We start from the raw sequence: 11,764 nt of genomic DNA on the forward strand, positions 1-11,764 counted from the left end.
GCGGGGTGAGCGAGGCCGCCTGTGGCACCATCGATCACGACCACCGGTCCACGAACATCGCGTTCGACCCTGTCCCACCCATCAGGAGCGCCCATGTCCGCCGCACCACTCGCCGCAACCGTCGCCGCACTGATGCCGCGGGCCAGGACCGAGCTGGCCGAGCTGGTGTCGTACCGCTCGGTGGCGGATCCGCGGCAGTTCCCCACGAGCGAGTGCGAGCGGGCCGCCTCCTGGATCGCCGACGCGCTGCGCGCCGAGGGCTTCGAGGACGTCGCCCTGCTGGACACCCCGGACGGCACGCAGTCGGTGTACGGCTACCTGCCCGGGCCGGAGGGGGCGCCCACGGTGCTGCTGTACGCGCACTACGACGTGCAGCCGCCGCTGGACGAGGCCGGCTGGCTGTCGCCGCCGTTCGAGCTCACCGAGCGCGACGGCCGCTGGTACGGGCGCGGCGCGGCCGACTGCAAGGGCGGCCTGATCATGCACCTCACCGCCCTGCGCGCGCTGCGCGAGAACGGCGGGGTCCCGGTCGGCGTGAAGATCATCGCCGAGGGCTCGGAGGAGCAGGGCACCGGCGGTCTGGAGCGCTACGCGGAGGAGCACCCCGAACTCCTCACCGCGGACGCGATCGTCATCGGCGACTCCGGCAACTTCCGCGTCGGCCTGCCGACCGTCACGGCCACCCTGCGCGGCATGGCGCTGGTCGACGTCAAGGTGACCACCCTGGAGGGCAATCTGCACTCCGGCCAGTTCGGCGGTGCCGCACCGGACGCGCTGGCCGCCCTGGTCCGCATCCTGCACACGCTCCACGACGACTCGGGTGCCTCCACCGTGGCGGGCCTCACCGCCGACGCCGCCTGGGACGGGCTGCAGTACGACGAGGGCGACTTCCGCGCCGACGCCAAGGTGCTCGACGGCGTCGAGCTGATGGGCACCGGCACGGTCGCCGACCGCCTCTGGGCCCGCCCGTCGGTCACCGTCATCGGCATCGACGCCCCTCCCGTGGTCGGCGCCACGCCGTCCGTGCAGGCCACCGCGGGTGCCAAGGTCAGCCTCCGGGTCCCGCCGGGCGTGGACGCCCAGCAGGCGGCCAAGCTGCTGATCGCCCACCTGGAGGCGGCCGCCCCCTGGGGGGCCCGCGTGGAGGTCACCCAGGTCGGCAGCGGTCAGCCGTTCCGCGCGGACACCTCCAGCCCGGCGTACGCCTCCATGGCGGAGGCGATGCACACCGCGTACGGCACGCAGATGGAGATCGCCGGCATGGGCGGCTCGATCCCGCTCTGCAACACCCTGGCCACGCTCTACCCCGAGTCGGAGATCCTGCTGATCGGCCTGAGCGAGCCGGAGGCGCAGATCCACGCGGTGAACGAGAGCGTCTCCCCCGAAGAACTGGAGAAGCTCTCGCTCACCGAGGCGCTCTTCCTCCGGAAGTACGCCGCCAAGGCCGTCTGAGCCCGGGTGGGCGGCCGGGACGCGCCCGTCGCCTCTCAGCCGCCCACCGGCACGCCCGCCTCCAGGTTGAGCACGGTGGCCCGCTCCCGCGCCCGCAGCGCCCAGCGCAGCCGGGTGTGCCGGACGGGCGGCAGCATGGAGGCTGCCTCGTCCTCCGTGGCGAAGCGCCAGCCCCGCAGCTCGGCGCCGGGCAGCAGGAGGCGCTCGGCGTCGGCGGCGGGCAGCCGCCCACCGTCGAAGAGCAGCCGCAGACCGCCGTATCCGGGCGGCAGCGGCGGTTCCCAGTCGACGACCAGCAGCCGGGGCACCGCCGGGAGCCGTAGGCCGAGTTCCTCGGCGACCTCCCGCATTCCGGCCCGGGCGGGCGGCTCACCGGGCTCGACGACCCCGCCGGGGAACTCCCAGCCGGGCTTGTAGGTCGGGTCGACCAGCAGCACCCGGTCGTCCTCGTCGAAGAGCAGCACGCCCGCCGCGAGGGTCTCGGCGGTGGGCTCCGGGGTCTGCACGATGTCGCAGGAGCCCGCGCCTTCCCGTATCGCCTCGGCGATCCGCTCGGCCGTCGCGCGGGAGGTGAGCCCCGCGGTGTCGACGACGTGGGCGTCCGCCGTGAGCCAGGGCAGTGCCTCCTGGTAGGCGGGCAGGTGGTCCAGACACCAGGCGCGGACCCCCGCGCTGGCCTCGGCGTCGCCCGGGATGTCGGCGCGCTGGTCGATCCGCTCCCGCAGAACCGTTTCCTCAGCGTGCAGCAGCACATGCCGCACAGTGATCCGGCGGGCCGCGAGGCCGCCGAAGATCTCGTCCCGGTACTCCTGCCTCAGCAGGGTCATCGGCACCACCAGCGGTCCCCCGCCCACCTCGGCGAGCAGCGCGGCCGCGGTGTCCACGACCAGCCGCCGCCACGCGGGCAGCTCCTGGTAGTCGGAGACCTCGCCCAGCCGCTTCTCCGGGAGCATCAGCCGCAGTCCGCTGCCGATGAGTTCCGGATCGTAGAGCACGCTGCCCGGCAGCAGTTCGAGCAGTTCGCGTGCCGCAGTGGTCTTCCCCGCGCCGAACGTGCCGTTGAGCCAGACGATCACGGTGCCCCCTCTTCCGTAGCCCGGTAGCCCCCTACGAATTGCCCGGATCATCGGCGTCGGCAAACGCGCAGACCCGGCCATCGGCGCATACCGGCGGCTTCGGCACCCGCGAACCCGGTGGTCAGCCCTCGTTGGGCCCCAGGGTCGGTCCGGCGACGAACTGCCACCGCAGCAGCATGGTGGTCCCGGTCCGCGACGGCCTCGTCGTCGCCTCCCGCGACCACCACGACCACCACGACCACCACGACCACGCGGTCCGGCCGAGGCACAGAGCGGGGGCCGCCCCACCACCTGGTGGGCGCCGCCCGCATCCCCCTCGCACGGAAGCAGGTGGCCGACGGAATCGACACGGTCCGCGTCAAGCGCGTACGGCCCGTCCGGAACCGTCACCCACGAGCGCGCCTCCCTCTGGGGCACGCCCCACCACACGCCTCGGCCGATCTCGGAGATCTACGTGTTCCCGGCCCGGGAAACGGGCGCGGCCGACCGCGCCCACCGGGCCGTGACGGGGGCGTCGCGACGTCCACGAGGGCGGCACGCCACGACGCGGGAGGGCACGACGGCGCGCTCCCGCGCGAACGGGTGAATCTCCTCCTCCGTGAGGCACACCGGACCTCGCCCCCCGGCCGTAGGCCAGGGGAGGGACTGCGACGACCCGGACTAGGCGCCGGTCGCGAAGGCCTCCAGCCGCAGCGCCTGCGCCGCGGCGGCGGCCGCGCCGACCAGGCCCGCGTCCGTGCCGAGCACGGCGGGAACGACCTTCACCCCCGAGACGAACGACAACGTGGCGTACCGGCGCATGTGCGCGCGGAGGGGCTCGAAGAGCAGCGGGCCGGCGCCCGCGACACCGCCGCCGATCACCGCTACGTCGATCTCCACCAGGGTGGCCGTCGCGGCGATGCCCGCGGCCAGCGCCTGCGCCGCGCGGTCGTACGAGGCGAGGGCGAGGGCGTCGCCCTCACGGGCGGCCCGGGCGACGGCGGCGGCGTCGGACTCCTCGCCGTGGGCCGGACGCCAGCCGGACTCCAGGGCGCGCCGCACGATGTTGGGCCCGCTGGCCAGGCGCTCGACACAGCCTCGGCTGCCGCAGGGGCACACGTCCCCGTCGAGGTCGACGCTGATGTGGCCGATGTGCCCGGCGTTGCCCGTCGGGCCGGGGTGGAGCTTGCCGCCGAGGACGAGACCGCCTCCGACGCCGGTCGACACCACCATGCACAGTGCGTTGTCGTGCCCGCGGGCGGCGCCCTGCCAGTGCTCCGCCGCGGTGATCGCGATGCCGTCGCCGGTGAGGACGACGGGCAGCCCGCCGACGCGTTCGCCCACCTGGGCGACGACGGGGAAGTCCCGCCAGCCGGCGATGTTGACCGGGCTCACCGTGCCGCGGGAGGCGTCGATCGGCCCGGCGCTGCCGATGCCCACCGCGACGACCCGCGGCCAGCCCGCGGACTCCCGCAGTCCGGCCAGCACCTCCGCGAGCGATCCCATCACCGTCGCCGCGTCCCGGTCCGCGGGCGTCGGGCGCTGCACGCGTACGAGCAACTCGCCGCGCGCGTCCACCAGGGCACCCGCGATCTTGGTGCCGCCGATGTCCACAGCGGCGATCAGCGGGCCCGCACCGGCGGCACCCGACGGCGGGACGATGGACTCGGCAGAGCTCTCGAACGGCATGGGCGTAGTGTCGCCCTTTGTTGACAACGTTGTCCAGCCCATAGGATCACGCCGTGACCGATATTCCGCGTACCGCCCGTCCCACCATGAAGGATGTCGCGGCCCGGGCCGGTGTCGGCCTGAAGACGGTATCGCGTGTCGTCAACGAGGAACCAGGCGTCACCGAGGACACGATCTCGCGTGTCCAGGCGGCCATCGACGCCCTCGGATTCCGCCGCAACGACAGCGCGCGGCTGCTCCGCAAGGGCCGTACGGCCAGCATCGGGCTGGTCCTCGAGGACCTCGCCGACCCCTTCTACTCCCCGCTCAGCCGGGCCGTCGAGGACCTGGCACGGGCGCACTCGACGCTGCTGTTCACCGGATCGAGTGCCGAGGACGCGGACCGCGAGCAGGAACTGGTGCTCGCCTTCTGCGCCCGGCGTGTCGACGGGCTGGTCATCGTGCCCGCCAGCGAGGACCACCGCTACCTCGAGCCGGAGATCGCGGCCGGCGTGGCCACCGTCTTCGTGGACCGCCCCGCGGGCGGCATCGACGCGGACGTGGTCCTCAGCGACAACGCCGGAGGCACCCGCGAGGGCGTCGCCCACCTCATCGCCCACGGGCACCGGCGCATCGGCTTCATCGGCGACCTCCCCCGCATCCACACCGCGGCCGAGCGTCTGCGGGGCTACCGGGAGGCGATGGCCGCCGCCGGGCTCCCCGTGCACGAGGGCTGGGTCTCCTGCGGGCCCACCGCCCCCGACCGCGTCCGCGCCGCCGTGGAGTCCATGCTGAGCGGCCCGGAGCCGGTCACCGCCCTGTTCGCCGGCAACAACCGGATCACCGTGACCGCGGTCCGGGTCCTCGCCGACCGGCCCAGCGTGGTCGCCCTCGTGGGCTTCGACGACTTCGAGCTCGCCGACCTGCTGCGCCCGGCGGTCACCGTCGTCGCCCAGGAGCCCGGACAGCTCGGCCGGACCGCGGCCGGCCTGCTCTTCCAGCGGCTCGACGGCGCGGCGGGCCCCCCCAAGCGGGTCGAGCTCGCCTGCCGCCTGATCCCGCGCGGCTCGGGCGAGCTGCCGCCGGTGCCGTGACGGCGCGGCGGGCGGTCAGGACGGCTCCTCCTCGACCAGCCCGCAGGGAAGCCGAAGGACTCCAGGGCGCGGCGCCGCGCCGCGCCGGGTCCGGCTCGGCCGCCGCCGTCGAGCACCCGCAGGAACCGGGCGCGCCGACGGGGCGGCAGGTTGTGGAGCACCCACCCGGCGTGCTCCGCCGTCCTCACGCCGACATCGGGGGCGACCTCGTCGTCGGCGCAGGTGTCGAGGGAGTGGACGACGTCCACGACGATTCCGGCGAGTACCGGAACAAACGGGTCGGTGTCCGTCGCCGGGGCACCGTGGCCGAGCGCGTGGCGCGGGCGCGCCGTGCCCGGACCGTCAGCAGGCATGTGCCATGGCGGTGAAGGTCAGCGAGGTGAAGGACCCCGGCCCGCCGTCGTACGCGACCGTCACCGTCCAGCCGCCCTTTCCGAGGTTGACGTACGTACCGCCGCCGGGGCTGTTCTCCCGGCGCAGTTCCGTCCACCCGTGCTCGCGCAGGACCGCCGTCACGGCGGCGTACTCCCGCTCGCCCGCCCCGTCCGCGGCCGCCCAGGCGAGCATGCACTGCTCGCTGGGCCGGTCGGACTCCTTGTCGGTGGTCACGGTCAAGCCCATCACGGTGTTCTGCGACCTGTGTACGCCGGACCGGTCCGCCGCCGCGTCGAGTTCCGCCTCCACCGCGGCGCGGCCCAGCGGAACCGCCGTCACGGGCACGGCACTTCCCGGCCCCGCCGCGAACGCGGCGAGCACGGTGACGGCGCCCACCCGGAGCAGCGCTCGCGTCACCGGCGAGCGGGGCGCCGGTTCCCACTCGATCTCCTCCACCGCGACACCATCCCACGACGGACGGACAACCGGCACGCGTCGGCCGGCCGTTGACACCCCACCCCGTGAAACGATTCGATACCGGCCATGCCGCTCACCGACCTGCCGCTGGACGAACTGCGCCGCTACGCCCCGGAGATCGCCGAGCCCGGGGACTTCGACGCCTTCTGGGCCAAGACCCTGACCGCCGCCCGCGAGGCGGGCACCGACCCGGCCGAGTACCGCGCGGTCGACTCGCCACTGGCCACGGTCGAGGTGTTCGACGTGCGCTTCCCGGGCTGGGGAGGCCAGCCGGTCGCCGCCTGGCTGCTGCTGCCCCGCGGGGCGGCGGGGCCGCTGCCCGGGGTCGTCACGTACATCGGCTACGGCGGCGGGCGCGGGCTGCACCACGAGAACCTGCTGTGGAGCGCCGCGGGCTACGCCCATCTGGTCGTCGACTCCCGAGGCCAGGGCCACGACACGCCGGACCCCGACCCCGCCCCGGGTCCGCAGTACGTCGGCGGGTTCATGACCCGCGGCGTGGAGGACCCGGAGCACTACTACTACCGCCGCCTGATGACGGACTGCGTACGCGCCGTGGACGCCCTGCGCGCGCACCCGGCCGTCGACGCGGCCCGGGTCGTCGTCTCCGGCGGCAGCCAGGGCGGCGGGCTCGCCCTCGCGGTGGCCGGACTGGCCCCGGACGCGGTCGCGGCGGCCCTGGTCGACGTGCCGTTCCTCTGCCACTTCCGGCGGAGCGCGGAGACCGCCACCGAGGGACCGTACCCGGAGCTCGCCCAGTACCTCGGCGTCCACCGGCGCATCGACCCCGAACGGCTCTTCGACACCCTCGACTACTTCGACGGTGTCCACTTCGCGCCGCGCGCCACCGCGCCGGCGTTGTTCAGCGTGGGCCTGATGGACCCCGTCTGCCCGCCGTCGACGGTGTTCGCCGCCTACAACCGCTACGCGGGGCCCAAGGACATCACGGTGTGGCGGTTCGGCGACCACGGCGGCGGACGCGGCTCCCAGCCGTACGAGCAGATGCTGTGGCTGCGCGGCCTCGGACTCGCCCCTGCGGCGGACCGGTAACCGCCGCTCCCCCGGGTGGCACGCTCAGGCGCACGACGGGCACAGGCCGCGGTAGGTGACCTCGGCCTCGGAGACCGTGAAACCGAAGCGCTCGTCGGCCGGGAGGTCGGCCAGCGGGTCGCCGGTGGGGTGGACGTCGCGGACGGTGCCGCACCTGGAGCACACCAGGTGCTGGTGCGGACGGTGCGCGTTGGGGTCGTAGCGCTTGGCGCGGCCGTCGGTGGCGACCTCTATGACCTCACCGAGGGATACCAGCTCGCCCAGGGTGTTGTAGACGGTCGCCCGGGAGATCTCGGGCAGCAGCCGCGCCGCGCGGGCGTGCACCTCGTCGGCCGTGAGGTGCACGTGGTCGCCGTCGAGGACCTCCGCGACGACACGCCGCTGGGACGTCATGCGCCAGCCGCGCCCGCGCAGCCGCTCCAGCAGGTCGCTCATGTGTGCTCACCCGTTCCGCTCGGTGGACGTCCGGAATTCACCCCGTGGACGCGTCCGGGTTCTGATTGCCTATGGAATTGACGCTCTTCTTGACTTGGACTGCGTCCATCGTAGGATCGGTTCCGGCGCCAGCCAAGGGACAGGAAGACTCCAGTACGGCAGAAGAGAGAGACGTGACGGGACCACCGCCGAGCAGCCGCGCGGTGCCGCCTGGGAGTTACGGGCGCCCGCGTCGTACTGCCGCAGCCGGTCCGGGACCCGCTCCCCCTGTCATGCCGCCGGTGAGGCCCCCGTGCGCTCACCGCGACGGCCCCCGCCCGAACGCGTCCGACGGCCCGCAGTCCTGAGCACCGTGATCCGCCAGGTCCGGAAGGATTCCCATGTCTGAGAACCACGAAGCAATCGTCACAGACGCCAAGACGGAGGGTGTGAACGGCTGCCCCGTCGCGCACGGGCGCGCCCCGCACCCGACCCAGGGCGGCGGAAACCGGCAGTGGTGGCCGGAACGGCTGAACCTGAAGATCCTCGCCAAGAACCCCGCGGTGGCCAACCCGCTCGGTGAGGACTTCGACTACGCCGAGGCGTTCAAGGCCCTCGACCTCGCCGCCGTGAAGCAGGACGTCCTCGAGGTCCTGACGACCTCTCAGGACTGGTGGCCGGCGGACTTCGGCCACTACGGCCCGTTCATGATCCGCATGGCCTGGCACAGCGCGGGCACCTACCGCATCAGCGACGGCCGCGGCGGCGCCGACGCCGGCCAGCAGCGCTTCGCCCCGCTCAACAGCTGGCCGGACAACGGCAACCTCGACAAGGCCCGCCGCCTGCTGTGGCCGGTGAAGAAGAAGTACGGCCAGAGCATCTCGTGGGCCGACCTCATGATCCTCACCGGCAACGTCGCGCTGGAGTCGATGGGCTTCGCGACCTTCGGCTTCGCCGGCGGCCGCGAGGACGTCTGGGAGCCGGAGGAGGACGTCTACTGGGGCCCCGAGTCCACCTGGCTCGGCGACCAGCGCTACACCGGCGACCGCCAGCTGGAGAGCCCGCTCGGCGCCGTCCAGATGGGCCTGATCTACGTCAACCCCGAGGGCCCCAACGGCAACCCGGACCCGATCGCCGCGGCCCGCGACATCCGTGAGACCTTCCGCCGGATGGCGATGAACGACGAGGAGACCGTCGCCCTCATCGCCGGCGGGCACACCTTCGGCAAGACCCACGGCGCGGGCCCCGCGGACAACGTCGGTCCCGACCCCGAGGCCGCCTCGATGGAGGAGCAGGGCCTCGGCTGGCGGAACAGCTACGGCACCGGCAAGGGCGCGGACGCGATCACCAGCGGTCTCGAGGTCACCTGGACCAGCACCCCGACCCAGTGGGGCATGGGCTTCTTCGAGAACCTCTTCCGCTACGAGTGGGAGCTGACGACCAGCCCCGCCGGCGCCAACCAGTGGGTGGCCAAGGACGGTGCCGGCGCGGGCACCATCCCCGACGCGCACGACTCCTCCAAGAGCCACGCCCCGACGATGCTGACCACGGACCTCTCGCTCCGGTTCGACCCGGTCTACGAGCAGATCTCGCGTCGCTTCCTGGAGAACCCGGACGAGTTCGCGGACGCCTTCGCCCGCGCGTGGTTCAAGCTGACCCACCGCGACATGGGCCCGGTCGTGCGCTACCTCGGTCCCGAGGTCCCGTCCGAGACCCTGCTGTGGCAGGACCCGCTGCCCGCGCGGACGCACGGGCTCGTCGACGCCGCCGACGTCGCCGCCCTCAAGGAGCAGGTCCTCGCCTCGGGCCTCACCGTGTCGCAGCTGGTGTCCACGGCGTGGGCGTCGGCCTCGTCCTTCCGCGGCAGCGACAAGCGCGGTGGCGCCAACGGCGCCCGTCTGCGCCTGGAGCCGCAGCGCGGCTGGGAGGTCAACGAGCCCGACGAGCTCGCCGTGGTGCTGCGCACCCTGGAGGGCGTCCAGGAGTCCTTCAACGCGGCGCAGTCCGGCGACAAGCGGATCTCGCTGGCCGACCTGATCGTGCTGGCCGGTTCCGCCGCCGTCGAGAAGGCCGCCGCGGACGGCGGTCACCGCGTCGAGGTGCCCTTCACGCCGGGTCGTGTGGACGCCGCGCAGGACCAGACGGACGTGGAGTCCTTCGCGGCGCTCGAGCCGGCCGCCGACGGGTTCCGCAACTACCTCGGCAAGGGCAACCGCCTGCCGGCCGAGTACCTGCTGCTCGACCGGGCGAACCTGCTGACCCTCAGCGCCCCCGAGCTGACGGTCCTCGTCGGCGGTCTGCGCGTCCTGGGCGCGAACCACGGGCAGTCGTCGCACGGCGCCTTCACCACGACCCCCGGGTCGCTGACCAACGACTTCTTCGTCAACCTGCTCGACCTGGGCACGTCGTGGAAGGCGACCTCCGAGGACCAGTCCACCTTCGAGGGCCGTGACAACGCCACGGGCGAGGTCAAGTGGACCGGCACCCGTGCCGACCTCGTCTTCGGCTCCAACTCCGAGCTGCGCGCGCTCGCGGAGGTCTACGCGAGCGACGACGCGAAGGCGAAGTTCACCGAGGACTTCGTCGCGGCGTGGGCGAAGGTCATGGACCTCGACCGGTTCGACCTCGTCTGATCGTCCACCTCTGCAGGACGTCCGGGCCGGCCCCAGCGGGGGCCGGCCCGGACGTCTTCGTGGAGGCTGCTCCTCAGACGGCGGGGCCGCCGCGGCCCGCGAGGGCGTCGAGGTCGGCGCGGGTCAGCCCGGTGGCGCCGGCGATCTCCGCGAAGTCCACGGCGCCGCAGTCGAGTCCGCGCAGCAGGTAGCCGCTCAGGGCGCGGGCGGTGGCGGGTTCGTCCATGACGTCCCCGCCGGCCTTGGCGACGTACGCCGCGAGCCGGGCCGCCGCCGCGTCCAGGCCTTCGCGGTAGAAGGCGTAGACCGCGGCGTACCGTGTCGGCAGGTGCGCGGGGTGCATGTCCCAGCCCTGGTAGTACGCGCGGGCCAGCGAACGGCGGACCAGGCCGTAGTGGAGCCGCCAGGCCTCGTGGACCTGGGGGCCCGGGCCGACGGGCAGCACATTGGTGGAGCCGTCGGAGAGCCGCACTCCCGTGCCGGCGGCCGCCACCTGCATGACGGCCTTGGCGTGGTCCGCGACCGGGTGGTCCATGGACTGGTACGCCGCGCTGACCCCGCACGCGGCGCTGTAGTCGAAGGTCCCGTAGTGCAGCCCCGTGACGCGGCCTTCGGCGGCGTCGATCAGCCGGGCGACCGTGGCCGTGCCGTCGGGCCCGAGGATGGACTGCGTGGTCTCGATCTGGATCTCGAACCCGAGGCGTCCGGCCGGGAGTCCGCGTGCCGTCTCGAACTCCTCGGCGAGCCGCACCATGGCCGTCACCTGCTGCGGGAAGGTGACCTTGGGCAGGGTCAGCACCAGGCCGCCGGGCAGCCCGCCGGAATCCATCAGGCCGGTGAGGAAGATGTCCAGGGTGCGGATGCCGCGGTCGCGCACGGCGGCCTCCATGCACTTCATGCGGATGCCGACGTACGGGGGCGCGGTCCCGTCCGCGACGGCGGCGGCCACGAGCCGGGCGGCGCGGGCGGCCGCCGCGTCCTCCTCGGCGTCGGGCCGCGGCCCGTAGCCGTCCTCGAAGTCGATCCGCAGGTCCTCGACCGGTTCGCGCCGCAGCTTGGCCCGTACGCGGTCGTGGACGGGCGCGGCGAGGGCGGGCGGCAGGCCCAGCACGCCGGCGAGCCGCACCGCGTCGGGGGCGTGCTCGTCCAGGGCGGCGAGGGCGCGGTCGCCCCAGGTGCGCACGGTGTCGGCGGCGAAGGCGTCGGCGGGGACGTAGACGGTGTGCACGGGCTGCCGGGTGCCCGGGTCCCCGGGGTAGCGGCGGGCGAGTTCGGCGTCGACGGCGGCGAGCGAGGCGCCGATGTCCTGCCGGACCGCGTCGCCGAGCGATGTGCGGACCGTCTCGTTCTGCGCCATCGGGCACCCTCCCGGTCTTCAACAAATCGTTGAAGTGAAGCTAACGCCCCCTCCGTCACACCGTCAACGACCCGCGGGGAGAGCCAGGAGCGCCGGAGCCCCGTGGTGCCGTCAGGGGGCGTCACGGGGCTCCGGTGCGTGTGTGCTGCCGGTGGTGTGCCGGGGTCAGCCCTTGCGGGCGGTGACCTC

The 11,764-nt window shown here is 73.7% G+C and carries 9 protein-coding genes; 4 read left to right on the forward strand and 5 right to left on the reverse strand.

The genetic code is table 11. The annotated features are described in order from the left end of the window. Positions 1-93: 93 nt before the first annotated feature. Complete coding sequence (locus PV350_RS22445) at positions 94-1,452, forward strand: dipeptidase (RefSeq protein ID WP_500335637.1); 1,359 nt, start codon at positions 94-96, stop codon at positions 1,450-1,452. Positions 1,453-1,487: 35 nt separating this feature from the next. On the opposite strand, the gene PV350_RS22450 is transcribed toward PV350_RS22445, so the two are convergent. Further along, the gene (locus PV350_RS22450; RefSeq protein WP_499510711.1) at positions 1,488-2,528 is read right to left on the reverse strand and encodes an NUDIX hydrolase; all 1,041 of its coding nucleotides are present in this window, start codon (positions 2,526-2,528) and stop codon (positions 1,488-1,490) included. A 660-nt stretch (positions 2,529-3,188) separates the two neighbouring features. Then, complete coding sequence (locus PV350_RS22455) at positions 3,189-4,196, reverse strand: ROK family protein (RefSeq protein ID WP_499510712.1); 1,008 nt, start codon at positions 4,194-4,196, stop codon at positions 3,189-3,191. 86 nt (positions 4,197-4,282) lie between these two features. Between PV350_RS22455 and PV350_RS22460 the strand changes: the two genes are divergently transcribed. After that, positions 4,283-5,269, forward strand: a complete 987-nt coding sequence (locus PV350_RS22460) for a LacI family DNA-binding transcriptional regulator (protein ID WP_499516765.1) — start codon at positions 4,283-4,285, stop codon at positions 5,267-5,269. 342 nt (positions 5,270-5,611) lie between these two features. On the opposite strand, the gene PV350_RS22465 is transcribed toward PV350_RS22460, so the two are convergent. Next, on the reverse strand, positions 5,612-6,100 hold the full coding sequence (locus PV350_RS22465; RefSeq protein ID WP_500335640.1) for a hypothetical protein: 489 nt from the start codon (positions 6,098-6,100) through the stop codon (positions 5,612-5,614). A gap of 87 nt (positions 6,101-6,187) precedes the next feature. Between PV350_RS22465 and PV350_RS22470 the strand changes: the two genes are divergently transcribed. After that, positions 6,188-7,171, forward strand: coding sequence for an acetylxylan esterase (locus PV350_RS22470; RefSeq protein ID WP_500335642.1), 984 nt, complete (start codon positions 6,188-6,190; stop codon positions 7,169-7,171). Positions 7,172-7,195: 24 nt separating this feature from the next. On the opposite strand, the gene PV350_RS22475 is transcribed toward PV350_RS22470, so the two are convergent. Further along, positions 7,196-7,606 (reverse strand): Fur family transcriptional regulator, encoded by a 411-nt coding sequence (locus PV350_RS22475; RefSeq protein ID WP_499510716.1) that lies wholly within the window; start codon positions 7,604-7,606, stop codon positions 7,196-7,198. 380 nt (positions 7,607-7,986) lie between these two features. Between PV350_RS22475 and katG the strand changes: the two genes are divergently transcribed. After that, entirely contained in the window at positions 7,987-10,218 is a 2,232-nt protein-coding gene (gene katG, locus PV350_RS22480; protein WP_500335645.1) for a catalase/peroxidase HPI, read from the forward strand. A gap of 73 nt (positions 10,219-10,291) precedes the next feature. Here katG and PV350_RS22485 read toward each other — a convergent pair whose 3' ends face one another. Further along, positions 10,292-11,575 (reverse strand): DUF6986 family protein, encoded by a 1,284-nt coding sequence (locus PV350_RS22485; protein WP_500335647.1) that lies wholly within the window; start codon positions 11,573-11,575, stop codon positions 10,292-10,294. Positions 11,576-11,764 lie beyond the last annotated feature (189 nt).

It is taken from the genome of Streptomyces sp. PA03-6a (assembly GCF_033792765.1).
GTDB lineage: Bacteria > Actinomycetota > Actinomycetes > Streptomycetales > Streptomycetaceae > Actinacidiphila.

What these genes read in the sequence shown, in the direction of transcription:
- PV350_RS22445 (WP_500335637.1), top strand. Translation starts at nt 94, where the DNA reads ATGTCCGCCGCACCACTCGCCGCAACCGTCGCCGCACTGATGCCGCGG.
- PV350_RS22455 (WP_499510712.1), bottom strand. Translation starts at nt 4,196, where the DNA reads ATGCCGTTCGAGAGCTCTGCCGAGTCCATCGTCCCGCCGTCGGGTGCC.
- PV350_RS22460 (WP_499516765.1), top strand. Translation starts at nt 4,283, where the DNA reads ATGAAGGATGTCGCGGCCCGGGCCGGTGTCGGCCTGAAGACGGTATCG.
- PV350_RS22470 (WP_500335642.1), top strand. Translation starts at nt 6,188, where the DNA reads ATGCCGCTCACCGACCTGCCGCTGGACGAACTGCGCCGCTACGCCCCG.
- PV350_RS22475 (WP_499510716.1), bottom strand. Translation starts at nt 7,606, where the DNA reads ATGAGCGACCTGCTGGAGCGGCTGCGCGGGCGCGGCTGGCGCATGACG.
- katG (WP_500335645.1), top strand. Translation starts at nt 7,987, where the DNA reads ATGTCTGAGAACCACGAAGCAATCGTCACAGACGCCAAGACGGAGGGT.
- PV350_RS22485 (WP_500335647.1), bottom strand. Translation starts at nt 11,575, where the DNA reads ATGGCGCAGAACGAGACGGTCCGCACATCGCTCGGCGACGCGGTCCGG.